The sequence below is a fragment of the Corynebacterium sp. HMSC065D07 genome, from assembly GCF_001810695.1.
GTDB classification, from domain to species: domain Bacteria; phylum Actinomycetota; class Actinomycetes; order Mycobacteriales; family Mycobacteriaceae; genus Corynebacterium; species Corynebacterium hesseae.
Genome location: NZ_KV802432.1, coordinates 27,756 through 46,312, shown reverse-complemented (window position 1 = coordinate 46,312; position 18,557 = coordinate 27,756). Strand labels below are relative to the sequence as shown.

13 protein-coding genes are annotated in these 18,557 nt (G+C 64.6%); 7 read left to right on the top strand and 6 right to left on the bottom strand.

Annotation, left to right across the window (positions count from 1 at the left end; genetic code table 11):
* Positions 1-46 precede the first annotated feature (46 nt).
* Positions 47-1,786 carry a long-chain-fatty-acid--CoA ligase gene (locus tag HMPREF2760_RS03360; protein WP_070596622.1) on the top strand — a complete coding sequence of 580 codons (1,740 nt, stop codon included), beginning with the start codon at positions 47-49 and terminating at the stop codon, positions 1,784-1,786.
* On the opposite strand, the gene HMPREF2760_RS03355 is transcribed toward HMPREF2760_RS03360, so the two are convergent.
* Positions 1,783-2,709, bottom strand: coding sequence for a hypothetical protein (locus HMPREF2760_RS03355; RefSeq protein ID WP_070596621.1), 927 nt, complete (start codon positions 2,707-2,709; stop codon positions 1,783-1,785). The two genes, HMPREF2760_RS03360 and HMPREF2760_RS03355, sit on opposite strands and share 4 nt — an antisense overlap.
* 369 nt (positions 2,710-3,078) lie before the next feature.
* Between HMPREF2760_RS03355 and HMPREF2760_RS03350 the strand changes: the two genes are divergently transcribed.
* Complete coding sequence (locus HMPREF2760_RS03350; protein ID WP_070596620.1) at positions 3,079-12,006, top strand: type I polyketide synthase; 8,928 nt, start codon at positions 3,079-3,081, stop codon at positions 12,004-12,006.
* A gap of 164 nt (positions 12,007-12,170) precedes the next feature.
* Entirely contained in the window at positions 12,171-12,374 is a 204-nt protein-coding gene (locus HMPREF2760_RS03345) for a hypothetical protein (protein ID WP_070533974.1), read from the top strand.
* A 75-nt stretch (positions 12,375-12,449) separates the two neighbouring features.
* Here HMPREF2760_RS03345 and HMPREF2760_RS03340 read toward each other — a convergent pair whose 3' ends face one another.
* Positions 12,450-13,634, bottom strand: a complete 1,185-nt coding sequence (locus HMPREF2760_RS03340; RefSeq protein WP_227486026.1) for a YihY/virulence factor BrkB family protein — start codon at positions 13,632-13,634, stop codon at positions 12,450-12,452.
* Positions 13,635-13,718: 84 nt separating this feature from the next.
* Here HMPREF2760_RS03340 and HMPREF2760_RS03335 point away from each other — a divergent pair, with 84 nt between their 5' ends.
* Complete coding sequence (locus HMPREF2760_RS03335) at positions 13,719-14,195, top strand: S-ribosylhomocysteine lyase (protein ID WP_070563621.1); 477 nt, start codon at positions 13,719-13,721, stop codon at positions 14,193-14,195.
* A 35-nt stretch (positions 14,196-14,230) separates the two neighbouring features.
* Here HMPREF2760_RS03335 and HMPREF2760_RS03330 read toward each other — a convergent pair whose 3' ends face one another.
* Both HMPREF2760_RS03330 and HMPREF2760_RS03325 read right to left on the bottom strand, forming a co-directional pair.
* Entirely contained in the window at positions 14,231-14,428 is a 198-nt protein-coding gene (locus HMPREF2760_RS03330) for a hypothetical protein (RefSeq protein WP_070533977.1), read from the bottom strand.
* A gap of 75 nt (positions 14,429-14,503) precedes the next feature.
* Positions 14,504-15,622, bottom strand: coding sequence for a UDP-N-acetylmuramate dehydrogenase (locus HMPREF2760_RS03325; protein ID WP_070563618.1), 1,119 nt, complete (start codon positions 15,620-15,622; stop codon positions 14,504-14,506).
* Positions 15,623-15,646: 24 nt separating this feature from the next.
* Here HMPREF2760_RS03325 and HMPREF2760_RS03320 point away from each other — a divergent pair, with 24 nt between their 5' ends.
* The 3 genes from HMPREF2760_RS03320 to HMPREF2760_RS03310 are packed head-to-tail and all read left to right on the top strand — an operon-like array spanning position 15,647 to position 17,799.
* On the top strand, positions 15,647-16,138 hold the full coding sequence (locus tag HMPREF2760_RS03320) for a DUF2505 domain-containing protein (RefSeq protein WP_070521152.1): 492 nt from the start codon (positions 15,647-15,649) through the stop codon (positions 16,136-16,138).
* Positions 16,139-16,165: 27 nt separating this feature from the next.
* Positions 16,166-16,975 (top strand): class I SAM-dependent methyltransferase, encoded by an 810-nt coding sequence (locus HMPREF2760_RS03315; protein ID WP_070563614.1) that lies wholly within the window; start codon positions 16,166-16,168, stop codon positions 16,973-16,975.
* A 23-nt stretch (positions 16,976-16,998) separates the two neighbouring features.
* Positions 16,999-17,799, top strand: coding sequence for an LmeA family phospholipid-binding protein (locus tag HMPREF2760_RS03310; RefSeq protein WP_070563611.1), 801 nt, complete (start codon positions 16,999-17,001; stop codon positions 17,797-17,799).
* 3 nt (positions 17,800-17,802) lie between these two features.
* Here HMPREF2760_RS03310 and HMPREF2760_RS03305 read toward each other — a convergent pair whose 3' ends face one another.
* Positions 17,803-18,264: a deoxyribose-phosphate aldolase gene (locus HMPREF2760_RS03305; RefSeq protein ID WP_070563608.1), complete on the bottom strand. Its 462-nt coding sequence runs from the start codon at positions 18,262-18,264 to the stop codon at positions 17,803-17,805.
* Positions 18,264-18,554, bottom strand: coding sequence for a DUF2516 family protein (locus HMPREF2760_RS03300; RefSeq protein WP_070596619.1), 291 nt, complete (start codon positions 18,552-18,554; stop codon positions 18,264-18,266). Before HMPREF2760_RS03300 ends, HMPREF2760_RS03305 begins: the two co-directional genes overlap by 1 nt.
* Positions 18,555-18,557: the final 3 nt, after the last annotated feature.

Here is an 18,557-nt window from a genome sequence, read left to right as displayed (position 1 = left end):
ACTGTTTCACACATAACAAGTTTGACCACCTAAGGAGTTCGCGAACATGACCGAAGCCCCCGCTCAGGCCTCTTCCGCCTTTGAGACGAAAGCCTGGCTCCAGTACTACCCTGAGTGGACTAAACCTAATCTGGACTACGGCACCGAAACGCTTTTGGACTCCTACCGAGAGACCGTGGAGGAATTCGGCGACAGGCCGGCGACGTGGTTCTTCGGTCACCAGATGACCTACCGCGAACTCGATACCCACGTGCGCGCCGCCGCGGCGGGCCTCAAGGCCTTCGGCATCCGTCCCGGTGATCGCGTCGCCGTGGCACTGCCCAACTGCCCCCAACACGTGGCGGTGTTCTACGCCATCCTGAAACTGGGGGCGACCGTCGTGGAGCACAACCCGCTCTACACCACGGCTGAGCTCGAGCCCCTCTTCCAGGATCACGCCGCCCGCGTGGCCGTGGTCTGGGATAAGGCGAGCCCCACCTTTGAGAAGCTGCGTGATTCCACACCGCTCGAAACGATTGTTACGGTCAACATGATCGAGGCCATGCCGCGCCGCAAGCAGCTGCTGTTGCGCTTGCCGCTTCCCTTCATCAAGGACAAGCGCGCGGAGCTCTCAGTTGCCGCTCCCAATACCGTGCCGTGGAACGTGCTCACGGGGCGCGCCATCGGCGGGCAGGGCTACAAGCTGGAGGATGCGAAGGTCGATCTCAATGACACCGCACTCATTCTCTACACATCCGGAACCACCGGCAGGCCCAAAGGCGCGGAGCTGACCCACTCCAACCTGTATTGCAACATGAAGATGGCGGAAGCATGGGTCCCCGAATTGGGCAACAAGGCCGAGCGCATGCTCGCCGCCCTCCCCCTCTTCCATGTCTACGGCCTCACCCTTATCGCCGCCCTCGGCGTGCACATCGGCGGTGAGCTCGTCCTCACCCCAGCTCCCAAGGTGCCGCTTCTTCTCGAGATCATGAAGAAGCGCCGCCCTACTTGGATGCCGGGCGTGCCCACGATCTACGCCAAGGTCATGGAAGCGGCCCAGGAACGGGGCATCGATCTGCACGGCATCGAGAACAGCCTTTCGGGCGCAGCGGCGCTACCGGCGGAGATCGTTGAGGAATGGGAAACGGTCACCGGCGGCCTGCTCGTAGAAGGCTACGGGCTCACGGAAACCTCGCCGATCGTGGCCGCGAACCCGCTCAACAAGAACCGCCGCCCCGGCTACATCGGCATCCCCTTCCCGGATACCGAGGTGCGCATCGGCAACCCAGACAACCTCAGCGAGACCCAGCCGGATGGCACCGCGGGCGAGCTCCTCGTGCGCGGACCGCAGGTATTCAAGGGCTATTTCAACATGCCGGAAGCCACCGAGCAGGCTTTCCACGACGGCTGGTACTGCACGGGCGACATGGCGGTTATGGAGTCCGATGGCTTCATCAAGATCGTCTCCCGCATCAAGGAAATGATCATTACCGGCGGCTTCAACATTTACCCGGCCGAGGTGGAAGACGTGATCCGCCAGCACCCAGACGTCACCAACGTGGCTGTCGTTGGCCGTCCGCGTGCGGATGGATCCGAGGACGTCGTGGCCTGCATCATCCTGGAGGACGGCGCGGTGCTCGACCCGGAGGGTCTCAAGGACTACTGCCGCGAGCGCCTGACCCGCTACAAGGTGCCGCGCACCTTCTACCACTTCGAGCACCTGGCCTCCGACCAGCTGGGGAAGGTCCGCCGCCGCGAAGTACAGAAGGACCTCCTGAAGCTGCTTGGAGAAGAGGCACCGGCCTAGGCAGCGCGGTCGATATAGCGCATCACGCGCATAGGGTTGAAGGTTCGGTAGAACGCTTCACCAGCACCGACAAGCTGGCTCACCAACGTGCTGAGCTGCCAATCCAGCTGCTCATCGGTGTAGCCCCACTTCGTGGGAATACGGGCCGTGGTCACCAGAACCAGGTCCTGTTCTTCGCCGCCATCGAGGTTCACTACCTCGATGCGCGCGGAGTAAACGTATTGATCATCATTCATAAACTCGGCCCAGCGCACGAGCGCATCAAGGTCACAGGCACAGCGGCCGGAGGGTGTGACGAGGCTGAGTTCAATATCTCCGGAGCCATCACGCGCGGATTCAATAGTGATCGCGTGTTCATTAATGAGAATGCTCACGGCCCCATTCCGGTGATCCACCACATGGACGGGCGTGCCGACCATCGCCAGGCGCGTCGCGCGCTCGTGGACCCGCCACATCCCCACTACTGAAACACCATAAGCTTCGCTGAAATAATGGGGAGAGACCGGCTTGATCCCGGCCCCTTTGCGCGGCTTCGAGGGATGCTCCGGAAACTGCTCATCCAGGCGCGCGAAGACCGCTGACATTTCGACTGCATAGCCCGCGATGATGCTCTTGAGCTGAGCATTCGTGGCCGTCGACGGCAGATAAGGCGGTGCGAAGATCCGCAAGTGGGTGCGCATGTCGGAGCTTCCACAGGGCTCGGCCACGAGGTTGCCGGAGATTCCACCGCCGTTGAGATCGTTGACCTCCATGCGCAAAGGCTGCCGGTCTGGGTCGAAGCACACCGCGCCACCCCAATACCCGAGCACGCAGAGGCCACCCATTTCCTCGTTGACGTCGATACTTAAGAATCCGCCCGCAATCTTGATGGTCGGCATGCCGGTTGAGGAATCTTCCTCAAGCTTGCCTGCCAGCTTGGTCATGGTTTTGATAACTCGGCTCTTACTAATCCGAGCCGGTGTCTTGATTGTTTTCTTGGTTGCTGATTGAGACATTGTCCCCCCTTGATTTTCTTTTCTCTATGCTGCGCGAACCGTTGCTGAGCCACCCCACTCCTCCCCGAGCCGCCGCAGTGAGGCCAAGAATACAAAAGGTTGCGCAATTTCGCGCGGCAGGACCCTTAAGAGTGCACCCGCACCCAAACGTGAGAAAAACCTCACATTTTCCGCGCGGGAGACAGCTTTGCGTGAAAGCTTCGACTACGGTGGCACATCATGATTGTTCTGTAGGGCTAACTAATTCTGCCCGCAGCTTGTCATAAAACCGTTCCCCATCAGCTCAAAAGAGGAAAGATGCCTGTTACTATGCTGCATTCCATGCCCCGCCCGGCCGTACTTTTCGCCGGACAAGGCTCCGATTGGCAGGGTTTCATCACCACCGCCGCGCAGTCTGCCGCCACTGCTGACACCCTGCGCGAGACCCTCGCCCAGGCACGCAGCCTCACCGGCCCCGCCGCACGCACCATCGCCTCCACCTGTCCCGGCGCCCTCGAGCGCCTCGAGCAGCTCATTGCTGGTGCCACCGAGTCCACTTCCCTCGACGCCCTGCCGGCGGTCTCCATCCCCGGCATCGTCCTCGGCCAGATTGCCGCTATCGAGCAGCTGCGCGACCTGGGCGTCGACATCGACGAGCGCGCTGGGCATTCGCAGGGCAGCTTGGGCGCGTTGGCCGTCGACAAGCCAGCGCAAGCCCTGGCCCTAGCGATCCTGATGGGCACCGCCGCCAGCGCCGTCAATGGCGCCGATCCGCGCTCCCAGATGCTGTCCATCCGGGGCCTGGAGCGCAGCTTCGTCACTGAACACCTGCACGGCACCGCCGCTATCGCCGTGGTCAACGGCCGCCGCCACTTTGCGCTGTCCGGCAGCCCGGAGGACCTGGCTGCCACCCGCACCGCCATCGACGAGGCCGTGAAGAGCTTCAACGCTGAGCTGGAGAAGCGCACCGTCGGCGGTGATGAGCTCAGCCCGCGTTTTGATGAACTGCCCGTGGCTCTTCCTTTCCACAACCCGGTGCTCGCTCCGGCCGCCGAGCGCACCGTGGCGCTGGCTCAGGAGTGCGGCCTCGACGTGGATGAGGCCCGCGCGCAGGCCGAGGCCATCCTGGTCAACGAACACGACTGGCCGGCCACGCTGGCCGAACTCAACTCCGAGCACCTCATTGTTCTGGACCGCGCGCTGACCACCCTCACCCGCCGCGTGGTGGAAGGCACGGGTGTCACGGTGATCTCGGCCGCCACCCCGCAGGAGCTCAATGCGCTGGCCACACCAGGCACTGAACTGCCCAAGGCCCTCAACTACGCCGACTTCGCCCCGCGCACCATCGAACTCCCGAACGGGCGCACCTATACCCAGACCCGCTTCTCCGACCTCACGGGCCTGTCTCCCATCATGCTGGGCGGCATGACGCCGACGTCTGCTGATGGAGAGATCGTGGCCGCGGCGGCCAACGCCGGACACTGGACGGAGATGGCCGGCGGCGGCATGTACTCCGATGAGGTCTTCCGCTCGCACCTGGCCACCATGGAAAAGCACCTGCGCCCCGGACGCACGGCACAGTTCAACACCATGTTCTTCGACCGCTTCCTGTGGAACCTGCACTTCGGCCAGGCGCGCATCGTGCCCAAGGCCCGCGCGGCCGGTGCGGCTTTCAACGGCGTGTGCATCTCCGCCGGTATTCCGGAGGTAGAGGAAGCCGGCGAGCTGCTGGACCGCCTCCACGCCGACGGTTTCCCTTTCATCTCCTTCAAGCCCGGTACCGCAAAGCAGATCCGGGATGTGCTGGCCATCGCCACGGCCTACCCGGAGGACCGCATCATCATGCAGGTCGAGGACGGCCACGCCGGCGGCCACCACTCCTGGGTCAACCTGGATGACATGCTGCTGGATACCTACGCCGAAATCCGCCAGCACCCCAACGTCTACCTGGCAGTCGGCGGCGGTATCGCCTCTCCGGACCGCGCCACCTCCTACCTCACCGGTGAGTGGGCGATAAAACACGGCCTGCCCGCCATGCCTGTCGACGCCGTCTTCATCGGCACCGTCGCCATGGCCACCAAGGAAGCCAAGGCCACGGATTCCGTCAAGGACCTGCTGGTCAACACCACCGGCATTTCCCCGGAGGACAACGATGGCTGGGTCGGCCGCGGAACCGGCGCGCACGGCGTGGCGTCCTCGCAGTCCCACCTGCTGGCGGACATCCACGACCTTGATAATTCCTTCGCGGCGGCCTCGCGCCTGATTACTTCCCTGAACATCGAGGACTACCCGGCGCACCGCCAGGAGATCATCGACGCCCTGGCCAAGACCTGCAAACCCTACTTCGGCGATGTGGAGTCCATGACCTACGCGGAGTGGCTCGAGCGCTTCGTGGAGCTGGCCCACCCGTTCGTGGATCCCAGCTGGGATGACCGCTTCCTCGATCTCCTCCACCGCGTCGAGGCCCGCCTGAACCCGGCGGACCACGGCCAGATTGAAACCCTCTTCACCAGCGTTGAGGACGTCCACGATGCCCCGCGGGCCGTCGCTAAGCTGCTGGCCGAATACCCCGCCGCACGTACCACCGAGGTCTCCGCGCGCGATGCCGCCTGGTGGATTTCGCTGCACTATAAGCACGTCAAGCCCATGCCGTGGGTGCCCGCCATCGATGGTGATCTCAAGAGCTGGTTTGGTAAGGACACCTTGTGGCAGGCGCAGGATGAGCGCTATTCCGCCGACCAGGTGCGCATCATCCCGGGCCCGGTAGCCGTGGCAGGCATTACCAAGAAGAACGAGCCGGTGGCAGAGTTGCTTGCCCGCTTCGAACAGGCCACCACGGATGCGCTGCTGGAGCAGGGCTCGACCCCGCAGAAGGCTTTCTCCCGCCTGAACTCCGCCGCCGATGAGGCCGCGTTCCTGCGTACTTCTCCTACCCTGCTGTGGCACGGCCACCTCATGGCCAACCCGGCTTATGAGATGGATGAGAACGCCTTCGACCTGCGCCAGGATGCCGAGGGCAACTGGGAGATCGTCATCACCGCGGATTCCTACTGGGATGACCTGCCGGAGGAGCAGCGCCCCTTCTACGTTCGCGAGGTCACCGTCCCAGTAGACTTGCCGGAGGACGTGGCCACGGGTGGCTCCCCGGTGGTCTCCGAGGAGCGCCTGCCCAACTCCGTCTTCACCCTCCTGGAGGGCCTGGCTGGTGTCGGCTCCACGGCGGAGCAGGGCGATGAGATCACGGAGATGCCCACCGTCGAGTCTGGCTACTCCTTCCACTTCCCCGCCTCGCTGCTCTCCGCACACAGCGCGGTGACCTGCGGCGATGCTGCAGCCGAGAAGGCCGGCACCCCGGATGTTCTGGTCGGTCCCTGCTGGCCGGCCATCTATGCCGCGCTCGGCTCCGGGCGCTTGGAGGATGGCTACCCCGTCATCGAGGGCCTGCTCAACGCGGTGCACCTGGACCACGTCATCGACCTGCGCGTGCCGCTGGAGCAGCTTGCCGACGGCCGCCAGATCGACGTCACCTCCTCCTGCACCGCCATCGAGGAATCTGTCTCTGGGCGCATCGTCACGGTCGAGCTCGAGCTCAAGGACCACGCTTCCGGTGATGTCGTGGCCACGCAGATGCACCGCTTTGCCATCCGCGGCCGCGCCACCGGCACCGCCGCGCCGAGCCAGGCACCGGAGTGGGGCGGCGGCAAGTCCGCCACCAAGGTGGTGCCGACGCCGCGCTCCTTCGTCGACCGCGCCACCGTCACCGCCCCGCAGGACATGACGCCCTTCGCGCTGGTCTCCGGCGACTATAACCCGATCCACACTTCCTATAACGCTGCCCAACTGGTGAACCTGCAGGCACCGCTGGTGCACGGCATGTGGCTCTCGGCCGCCGCGCAGCAAGTGGCCGGACGCCACGGCCGCGTGGTGGGCTGGACCTACTCCATGTACGGCATGGTGCAGCTGGGCGATGACATCGAGGTCACCGTCGAGCGCGTCGGCCGCAAGGGTATCCATGAGGCCCTCGAGGTCACCTGCCGCATCGACGGCGAGGTGGTCTCCCGCGGCCAGGCTCTGCTCGCCGCGCCGACCACGGCGTACGTCTACCCCGGCCAGGGCATCCAGGCCGAAGGCATGGGCAAGGGCGACCGCCAGGCCTCCCCGGCAGCGCGCGAGGCGTGGCGCCGTGCCGATGCGCATACCCGCGAGAACCTGGGCTTTAGCATCCAGAAGATCATCGATGAGAACCCGACGGAGCTCACCGTTCGCGGAACTACCTTCCGCCACCCGCAGGGTGTGCTGCACCTGACCCAGTTCACGCAGGTGGCCCTGGCCGTGGTGGCCTATGCCCAGACCGAGCGCCTGCGCGCCGAGGACGCTCTGGCGCCGACCTCCTACTTCGCCGGCCACTCCCTGGGCGAGTACACAGCGCTGGCCTCGCTGGCGAATATCTTCGACCTCGAGGGTGTCATCGACATCGTCTACTCCCGCGGCTCCGCCATGGGCAGCCTGGTCCCGCGCGACGCGGAGGGTAACTCCGAATACGCCATGGCGGCACTGCGCCCGAACATGGCTGGTATTGATGCCGACAGCGTCGACGCTTGGGTGGCTGAGGTCGCCGAGGCCACCGGCGAGTTCCTGGAGATTGTTAACTACAACATCCGCGGTCAGCAGTACTCCGTCGCCGGCACCAAGAAGGGGCTCAAGGCCCTGGTGGACAAGGCCAATGCCATCGCCCCGCGCGCGGCGGTCATGGTCCCGGGCATCGACGTGCCTTTCCACTCCCGCGTGCTGCGCGAGGGTGTTCCGGCCTTCGCCGAAAAACTCGACGAGCTCCTGCCACAGGAGCTGGACCTCGATGCCCTGGTAGGCCGCTATATCCCGAACCTGGTGGCCCGCCCCTTCGAGCTCACCCAGGACTTCGTCGACGCCGTGGCCCCGCTGGCACCCTCCGGCAAGCTGGACGGGCTGAAGGTGGAGGACCTCTCCGAGCACGAGCTCGCCCGCCTGCTGCTCATTGAGCTGCTGTCCTGGCAGTTCGCCTCACCTGTGCGCTGGATTGAGACCCAGGACCTCCTCTTTGGCAAGGTCGAGCAGATCATCGAGGTCGGCCTGGCTTCTTCCCCGACCCTGACCAACCTGGCCACCCGCTCGCTAGCCGTCGCCGGCATCCCGGAGGGCACCATCCGCGTGCTCAACGTGGAGCGCGACCAAGAGCAGGTCATGCTTGCCGACGTCTCCGAAGCCCCCGCCGCCGAACCCGCTCCGGAATCCGACGCCGAGGAGGCACCACAAGCCAACGAGGCACCAGCCGAGGCTGCCGAGGCTCCGGCTGCGGCCGCGCCAGCTGCCGCACCTGCTCCTGCGCCTACCGCAGCCGCCGCCTCCGGCGACGCCCCCGAGCTGCGCTTCGGCGCGGCGGAGGCCATCATGGTGCTCTTCGCCTTCCAGAACAAGATCCGCGTGGATCAGATCGCGGACTCCGACACCGTGGAGGAGCTGACCAACGGTGTGTCCTCGCGCCGTAACCAGCTGCTCATGGACATGTCCGCGGAAATCGGCGTGCCGGCCATCGATGGTGCCGCCGATGCCGACGTGGCCACGCTCCGCGAGAAGGTCGCCACCGCCGCCCCGGGCTACTCCGCTTTCGGCCCGGTGCTGGGTGAGGCCGTCGGCGCGCGCCTGCGCCAGCTCTTCGGCGCTGCGGGCCTCAAGCCCACCGCCGTGGCGGACTACGTCACCGGCACCTGGGGCCTGCCCGAGTCTTGGGTTGCCCACGTCGAGGCAGAGATCCTGCTCGGCTCCCGCGAGGAGGACTCCGTGCGCGGCGGCTCGCTGAGCACCGTGCCGGCGAGCGCTACCTCGAAGTCCGCGGCGCACGAGCTGATCGACGCCGCCGTCCAAGCCGTCGCCGCTACCCACGGTGCATCCGTGTCCAAGGGCGCGGCCGCCGGTGGTGCCGGTGGCGGTGCCGTGGTTGACTCCGCTGCGCTCGATGCCTTCGCCGAGACCGTCACCGGTGAGAGCGGCGTGCTGGCGACTGTCGCCCGCCAGGTTCTCTCCCAGCTGGGCTTGGACTCCGAACCGGAGCTCATCGAGGCCCCTGACACCACCGTCATCGATGCCGTCGAGGCAGAGCTCGGCTCCGGCTGGCTCAAGTCCGTCACGCCTTCCTTCGATGCGAACAAGGCCGTGCTTTTCGACGATTCCTGGGCCATCGCCCGCGAGCGCCTCGCCCGCGTGGCGCTGGGTCAGGCCGAGTACCCGGTGGAGAGCTTCCGCGGTGCCGGCGAGGACCTGGCGCGTCAGGCCCGCTGGTGGAAGCATGAGGACATCGCGCAGGCCGCCGTGGACACCACCCCCGGCGCGTTCGCCGGTGAGGTTGCCCTGGTCACGGGTGCTGCCCCTGGTTCCATCGCCACCGCGCTGGTGGAGCGCCTGCTGGAGGGCGGCGCGACCGTCATCATGACCGCTTCCCGTGTCAGCCAGGCCCGCAAGGAATTCGCGCGCACGCTCTACGCCGAGCACGGCGCTGCCGGTTCCGCCCTGTGGCTGGTCCCGGCGAACCTGTCGAGCTTCCGCGATATCGACGCGCTCATCGACTGGATCGGCACCGAGCAGCGCGAGTCCGTGGGCAACGAGGTCAAGATTCTCAAGCCTGCGCTGACCCCGACGCTGGCCTTCCCCTTTGCCGCGCCGAGTGTCGCCGGTTCGCTGGCGGATGCCTCCGGAACGACCGAGACGCAGGCCCGCCTGCTGCTGTGGTCCGTCGAGCGCACCATTGCGGGGCTGGCGAGGTTGAGCCAGGGGGACGTCGACAAGCGCTGCCACGTCGTCCTTCCGGGCTCGCCCAACCGCGGCACCTTCGGCGGCGACGGCGCCTACGGCGAGGTCAAGGCCGCGCTCGATGCCATCCTCAACAAGTGGAAGGTCGAGGCCGGCTGGCCGCAGGGTGTCACCCTGGCGCAGGCCAAGATCGGCTGGGTGGCTGGCACGCACCTCATGGGCGGCAACGATGGGCTGGTGCCCGCCGCCGAGAAGGCCGGTATCAAGGTGTGGAGCCCGGAGGAGATTTCCACCGAGCTCATGGATCTGGCCAGCGCCGACTCGCGCGCGCAAGCAGCGCATGCCCCGGTGGAGAAGGACCTCACCGGTGGCTTGGAAGGCTTCTCCCTCACCGAGCTTGCTGCCGGTGCGGAAACCGCTAACGCAGTTCCGCACGAGGATAAGGACGCCCCCGCGACCATCACCGCGCTGCCCAACCAGGTACAAGCAGTACAGCCTGGGCTGGAGGAAGAAGTTGGCCAGGTCACCACGGATCTGGAGGACATGGTGGTCATCGCCGGTATCGGCGAAGTCTCCTCGTGGGGCTCCGGCCGCACGCGCTTCGAGGCCGAGTTTGGCCTGCAGCGCGATGGTTCCGCAGAACTGACCGCCGCCGGTGTGCTGGAGCTGGCGTGGATGACCGGACTGGTGGAATGGCGCGAGGATCCGCACCCGGGCTGGTTCGTGGTGGAGAGCGATGAAGAGATCGCCGAGGAGGACGTCTTCGAGCGCTTCCGCGATGAGGTCGTCGCACGCTCCGGTGTGCGCACGCTGACGGATAAGTACCACCTGACCGACCGCGGCTCCATCGATCTCACCACTGTCTTCCTCGACCGTGACGTCACCTTCACCGTGGATTCGGAGGCCACCGCCCGCGATATTCAGGACGCGGACCCGGAGTTCGTCAGCATCGTCGAGGCGGACGGCGAATGGCAGGTCACCCGCCGCCAGGGTGCCACCGTTAAGGTGCCGCGCAAGGCCACGCTGACCCGTACCGTCGCCGCGCAGATGCCGGATGACTTCGACGCCGCCAAGTGGGGAATCCCGGAGCACATGCTCGATTCCCTGGACCGCATGGCGGTGTGGAACCTGGTCAGCGCAGTGGATGCCTTCACCCAAGCCGGTTTCTCCCCGGCAGAGCTGCTGCGCTCCATTCACCCGGGTCAGGTAGCTACCACGCAGGGCACCGGTATCGGTGGCATGGAATCCCTGCACAAGGTCTTCGTCACCCGCTTCCTCGGTGAGGAGCGCCCGTCCGACATCCTGCAGGAGGCCCTGCCGAACGTCATCGCGGCGCACACCATGCAATCCCTGGTGGGCGGCTACGGTTCCATGATTCACCCCATCGGCGCCTGCGCTACCGCGGCGGTCTCGATTGAGGAGGCCGTGGACAAGATTGCCCTGGGCAAGGCCGATGTGGTCGTGGCCGGCGGTATCGACGATGTCCAGGTGGAATCCCTCCAGGGCTTCGGTGACATGAACGCCACCGCGGAGACCGCGAAGATGACTGCCAAGGGAATTGATGATCGCTTCATCTCCCGCGCCAACGACCGCCGCCGCGGCGGCTTCCTCGAAGGCGAAGGCGGCGGCACGGTCCTGCTAGTTCGCGCCTCACTAGCAGCCGACTTAGGACTGCCGGTGCTCGCGGTGGTCGCGCACGCTGCCTCCTATGGCGACGGCGCCCACACCTCCATCCCGGCCCCGGGCCTGGGTGCGCTGGGCGCTGGCCGCGGCCGGGAGAACTCCCGCCTGGCGCGCTCGCTGCGCGGTCTGGGCCTGACGCCAAACGACGTCAGCGTCCTGTCCAAGCACGACACCTCCACCAACGCCAACGACCCCAACGAGTCGGAGCTGCACTCCCTGCTGTGGCCGGCGATTGGGCGCGATGAGGACCAGCCGATGTTCGTCATCTCCCAGAAGACGCTCACCGGCCACTCCAAGGCGGGTGCCGCGCTCTTCCAGACCGGCGGCATCATCGACGTCTTCCGCACGCACCGCATCCCGGCGAATGTGTCCCTGGACTGCGTCGACCCGCTCATCGCCCCGAAGGCGCCGAACCTGGTGTGGCTACGCTCCCCGCTGGACCTCGCTGCGGCGGGCCACAGCGTGAAAGCAGCGGCGCTGACCTCGCTCGGCTTCGGCCACGTCAGCGCGCTCATCGTCTACGCCCACCCAGGCGTGTTCGAGCAGGCCGTGTCCCAGCAGTGCGGGGCGGATGCCGCCGCCCAGTGGCGTGAGCGCGCCGAGCAGCGCCTGCGTGCCGGCCGCGCCCGCTTCGAGGCCGGCATGCTGGGCCGCGCCCCGCTCTTCGAGGTCATCGAAGGCCGCCGCCTCCCGGCACGCGACGCCAAGGCCGCCGAGATTGCCATGCTTCTCGACGACTCCGCGCGCCTCACCGAAGACGGCACCTACCCCTCCGCCTAAGGCGCAGATCCCCTAACAGCAAGCCCTAAGAACAAGCCGAGGACGTCCGCTAAGAAGCGAGCCTCCTCGGCTTCTTTTCTACCTGTGCCCCTCGCCTCGTGATAGTTTTCGCATAAGGCACCGTTTACTTGATTGCGAGACTTCCACGAACCAGAGGACGAAGCATGGATATTGAAAAATTCCTCATGACAGCTGTCGGCTCACTCAGCGTCATTTCCCTTATCGGGTGGCTCTCCGCTGACTACGAGTGGTCAACCAGGGCCACAACGGTAATGGGGTTTGGATTCCTTATCTCAGCACTGATTGACAAGCGCAGGCAAGAAAAGGCCGCGGGCCAACGCCGGGTTCCAGAAGAGTCTGTGCAGTAACCGCCCGGCTTCACAACTGCCCTATCTGCCAAACTTATCGCCGATCCATGCAACGCGGGGGCAAGGTTTTGGCATCTAGGCGCGTTCTTCCTCTGATTCCTCCGCCTGCTCGTCCTGCACCTGCCGCGCATTATCTGAAATCTCACGTGCCCTCTGCTCCAAGCTCTCCTGGGCGCGGGCCTGGGCTTGGGATGAATTCTCGGCGCGCGGCGGAGCTTGGATGAAACGCTCGGAGTGCAATCCCAGCTGCAGCTCCTTAGCGCGCAGCACCTCGGCATCTATCTTGATGCCGACGATGAGCACAGTGTTCATCAGCCACATTGCCACGAAGACCGCCATGACGGTACTCAGCGCACCATAGGCGCTGGCCGCAGCAAGGTACTTCAGGTAGAGACCCACCAAACCCCAGGACACAACCGTGCCCACGAGCGCCACGATGGAACCGTAGGTAATCCACCTAAAACGCCCCGGCCGCACGTTGGGGCTGAAGTGATAGAGCACCGCGATAAGCGTGAGAACCACAACCACGGTGACTGGGAAGCGCAGCCAGTTCCACACCGGGAGAAAGATTCGCACCAGGTACGTGGCGGCATCTTCTAGTCCTACGTTGCGAGCAAGCGGAATCAGCCCCTCATTAAGAACTGCATCACGCAGTAAGTTGGCAAAAAGCACGATGACCGCGCCCACCACGATGACTGCTGTCAGCCCCCACATCAGCGACCAGGTCCGGATGATGCCGCGACCTTCCACCCGGCCGTACACGGTATTGGCTGTGCGTGAGAAGGCCCGCACATACGCCGAGGCAGAAAACAGCGAAATGGCCAGGGAGATGATCAAGGCCAACGTACCCTGCGCGCTGGAGCCAATAATCGTCCCGACGACCGTATGTGCTTGCTCAGAAAGCGAACCTGGGACGTACTGTTCGACGAGCTCAGAGGTCAGTTGCTCCACTTCCGCTTGGCGGGAGGAGAAGATGAGCGTGACAATGGAGTAGGCGGCCAGTACCGTTGGTGCAAAAGCCATGAGCGTGAAGTAGGTCATCCCGGCGGCGCGGTCCATGAAGGCATCGTGGAAGAAGTCATTCCACGTACGGCGGATGACCAGCCCCCAGCTTGCCTTGCGCAGACGGTTGCCTTTGGCGAGGGGGTTGTGTTCTTCATCGTGGCCCTGGACCTCCAGGACGGTCGGGCCTTTAAACGGCACGATTGTCTCCGGCTCCTCGGCCGACATAGCGTTGCCGTCAATCTCCTCTTCGCTCATATCTGACCAGCGTATGCGGCACAGCGCGCATTCAGGGGAAGGACACTCGGGCCACAGCCAGAGCCGTGGTTACACTGGGGAGGCATGACTGAGAAGAACACCGAGACCAAGATCAACGTAAAGTCCTTCGAGCTCGATCACCGGCTTGTCGCCGCCCCCTATATCCGCGTCGCCGACCGCACCGACCTGGGCGGCGGGGTCGAGATTATCAAGTATGACCTGCGCTTCTGCCAGCCCAACAAAGAGCACCTCGGTACCGAAGCACTGCACTCGGTCGAGCACATGATGGCCAACTTCATGCGCAACTACACCGACAAGCTCATTGGTTTTGCCCCGATGGGCTGCCGCACCGGCTTCTACGCCATCACCAACGGCATGGAGCAGGATGAGCTGCTCCGCGCTGTCGAGGGCGCGCTCAATGACATCCTCAATGCCACTGAGGTTCCCGCCGCCAACGAGGTGCAGTGCGGCTGGGGCGCCCACCACTCACTCGAAGGCGCGCAGGAGGCCGCACGCAACTTCCTCGCGGCCAAGGAAGAGTGGCTCAACGTCATGGCCTAAATGGCCATGACATCGGGGGCGGCGGCCCACCCGTCCTAGGACTCGAGGCGTCGGATCTGGGTGCGGGCGACGAACAGCCCGGCGACGCCAAGCCCCAAAACACTCGCCATCAAGGTGCAACGTGCTGCGCTGAACTCCGCGAACAGTCCAGGGATCAATAGGATCGCCGCCACGCAGAGAAGGCTCGAAGCAAAGAGGAGGATGGCAAAGAGTACGTCTTTGGGGATGTACATGCGAGGTCCTTTCTAGGCAGCTAGTGACTGCCTGCGGCGAACTAGTAATTCAACGCTATTTTAAATATTTCGCACTTATATTTCTACCCCTAGCCAGATGGGCTCCGGCTCCAACGTCACGCCGAAGGCCTTCTGTACCCCGGCGCGGATGTCGCGGGCCAGCGCAACGATATCGTCGGCGGTGGCCTCACCGCGGTTGGTCAGCGCCAGGGTGTGCTTGGTGGACAAGGTTGCCTTCGCGCCTGACTCTTCACCTGGGTAGCCCTTGGCAAAGCCGGCGCGCTCGATGAGCCACGCGGCGGAGAGTTTTTCCATCTTCCCCGACGTGGTGCCGCTTGCCGGCACCACGTGTCGCGGCATGCGGTAAGCATCCTCGTCGCCGCGGGTGGCGCGGACTGCTTCCTGGATGGAATCGGCAAGCTCGGGCTCGACGATGGGGTTGGTGAAGAAGGAACCGGCCGACCATGTGTCGTGGTCTTCTGGGTCAAGCACCATGCCCTTGCCGCGGCGCAGCTTCAATACGTCCTCGCGGACGTCGGCCACGGGGCGGCGCTCACCAGGGTTCTGGGTGAGCTGGCCAAAGCGCAGGGGCCTCGACAGGCCGTCGGTAGTCAGCTGCAGCTCAATAGCCAGCACCACGCCGCGCCCGGTGAACTTCAGGTTGGAGTAGCGATAGGCCAACTCCAGGTCCGCGGCCGGCACCCACGTCGCGGTCTGGGTAGCGCGCTCGTAGAGATAAACCTGCGTGAGGACGTCGGAGGTCTCCGCGCCATAGGCGCCGACATTCTGCACCGGCACGGCACCCGCATTGCCCGGAATCCCGGAAAGGCACTCGATGCCGCCCAGGCCGCAGTCCACGGACAAAGCCACGACGTCATCCCACACCGCGCCCGCATCAGCGCGCACGAGGCCGCTGGCCACGGAGACGTCGATGTCCTCGAAGTCGAGGATGACCACCACGACATCCAGCTGACCTTCCGCCACCACGAGGTTGGAGCCGCCGCCGACGACGAGGTAGTCCTGGGAGGCGTCGTCAAGCGCTGCCAGCGCAGCGATGGCGGCCTCAGCGCTGGCGCAGCGCACCGTCACCAGCGGGGCACCGCCGATGCGCAGCGTCGTGAGATCGGCGAAGGTGGTCTCGGAATCAAGCGTGACTCCGTCAATATCAGCGAGGGTCAGGAATTTATCTAGCACGTCTACCAAGGTAGTCTGTAACTCATGTCAACCCGTAGCGAAAACACCGTGATCATCAACCAGCCCATCGATAAGGTGCACAAGGCACTGTCCACCCAGGAGTACTGGGACTTCATCGTGGCCAAGCTCTCCCCGGAACCGGGCACCGTGCACGAGTTCACCGGCAACACCGCCGTGCTCTACGAGATTCTTCCGACCTCCCTCCTCCCGGAGGCCGTCCGCGCTATGGTCTCCCAGGACCTCAAGGAAAAGCGCACCGTGACCATCGGCGAGGTTGTCGATGATCAGATGTCCGTCTCCTTCACCGCTGACGTCAAGGGCACCCCGGTCGACTTCAAGGGCGACATCACCTACAAGGGCCAGGGCGAGTCCACCGCTCTGGATTACGTCTCTGAGGTTTCCGTCAACATCCCGATGATGGGCGCTGCCATCGAACCGAAGGTCGCTGAGGCTCTGCAGGAGCTCTACACCAACGAGGGCAAGCTCACCGAAGAGTGGATCTCCAACAACCTCTAAACAGCTCTCTACAACGCAGTTGTTGCCATGGCCGATCACGCGCATAACCTGAAGGCTCAGGAAAGCGCTGGTCGGCCTTTTGGCGTTATTACCCGCGGCACCACTAATCCCAACCGCCTGCGCCGCTGCGATCGCTGGATGGTGGCGCACCCGGAAATCTCCTCGCTGCTGCGCTCCACGAGTAAGCCGCTGGCGCTCGACGTCGGCTACGGCGCCTCCCACACCACCACGGTGGAGTGGGCCGGCTGGCTGCGCAGCGTTAATCCTCATACCCGGGTGACGGGTCTGGAGATTTCCCCCGAGCGCGTCCTGCCGCCGCGCGATGGCGTGACCTTTGAGCTCGGCGGCTTCGAGCTGGCCGGCTACCACCCGCAGCTGGTGCGGGCCTTCAACGTGCTGCGCCAGTATGACGTGGACCAGGTGGAGAAAGCCTGGAACACCGTGAACTCGCGCTTGGCCCCCGGTGGGTTCTTCGTGGAGGGAACCTGCGACGAGCTGGGGCGCAGGGCGGCCTGGGTGCTTCTCGACGCCTCCGGCCCACGCACCCTAACCCTCGCCTGGGATCCCTTCGACGTTGCGCGCCCCAGCGATATCGCGGAGCGCCTGCCCAAAATCCTCATCCACCGCAACGTGCCGGGTGAGCCGATCCACGAGCTCTTGCAGGCAGCCGACGCCGCCTGGGACCGCGCCGCCGGCTGGTCTCCTTATGGCCCGCGAGTGCGCTGGCGCATGGCGCGCGAAGAACTCCGGCACACAGTTCCCATCCATCCGGTACACCGCCGCCTGCGGGATAACGTGCTCACAGTGGATTGGAACCTGGTAGTTGGCCATCTTTAAGCCGGTGCGCCACACTAGTAGTCATGGCTTCTTCTAAATCTTCCGCCTCGACGGCCTGGAAAATCTTCATTGGCGTACTCGTGGTACTCCTGCTCATCATCCTGGTAGCTGAGCTCGGCCTGCGCTGGTTCTTAGGTTCACAGATGAAGAGCCAATTCACCGAGTCCGCCAAGGAACAGGGCGTGGAGACATCTGAGGAACCGGAGGTGAGCTTCGGTGCTAGCCCCATGATCTTTGGCATGCTCAACGGCAAGATTCCGCAGATGGATATGAAGACCCCGTCCACGCTGAAGATTGATGGCACCAACATCGCTGGCCAACCGGCTGCGGATGTCCACGTCGAAGACATGACGCTGTCCCAGGAGCCAGTCGCGGGCACTCTGCGGGCCTCGACGACGGTCCCGGATCAGTTCCTGCTTGCCAGCTTCCAGAAGGCCATTGCTGAGCAGTCCGGCTATGATGCCTTGGGCAACCTCGTGGTCACCGCGATTGCCGCCAACGATGCCGAGGATGACCTCGAGGTGGAATTCGCCGGTGGCCTGGCCACGCTCTCGCTCAAGCCGGAAGCTCGCGACGGCAAGCTCGCCATCGATGCGAAGGAAGCATCGCTCTTCGGCTTCGACCTGCCGGAGCAGGCAACCTCCGCGATTTCGAATGCCTTGGCCGAAGGCATGGAGGAACAGCTCGCGGGACAAAAGCTCACCTTTGAGTCCGTGGACGTCGGCGCTGGCGAGCTCACGCTGACCCTCATTGGCCACGACGTCCCGATGAGCGAGCTCGATTCCGCCACGGCACCAGCACCGGAATCGGCACCGGCCAACTAAGGCTTAAGAATTAGAGCGCAGGCACTCTACGGTGAGCTGCGTGTCTAGGTCTTCGTCGTCTGAAACGACGGACCCCGGATCAACAAGGGATTGATAGCCCGCCTGCTCCGCCAGGCGGGCTATTTCTTTAAGCGGCAATCGCGAGTCTTCGGGAAGAATGAGCCCTAAACGCACGGGCAGCGGGCAGGCCTCGCGGAGGGTGACGAGCTCGGAGAGGAGCGAGGTGGCGTCGCCAAGCAGTGCATCCACCGCAACCCACACCTCTGCGGCGCCTGATTGCACGGCCAGCCGCGCCTCCGCCGCCTTCACCAAAGAGTGGTGGCGCCCAGTGGGATAGCCGGCGACGGCAATGACGTGCTCGGCGCCCTCGGCGGCAAGCACATGGTGCGGGGAGACAAGCACTCGCTGCTGCCCCGCGGATTGGGTCCGCACCTCCTCCAGGGAGGCCTCAAGCAGATTCAGCATTAGTAGGAATAATCGCCGTTGATGATGGCCTTGAGCTGCGGGCGCACATCAAACCAGTACACGCCGGTGATGATGGCGCCAATCCAGCTAACGAAAGGCAGCGGCAGGTTCATCACCAGGGCGGAACCGACGAGCAACCCGACCCATACCCATTTGTTCTGGCGGTCACCGGCGCGGAAGGCATCCTCCCGCGTCATCGCCGCTAGGACGGCACCGATGAGGGCAAAAAGGGATACCGCCATAAAAATGTACTGCGGTATCGACGAAATAATATCTAGAAAAGTGTGCATTAA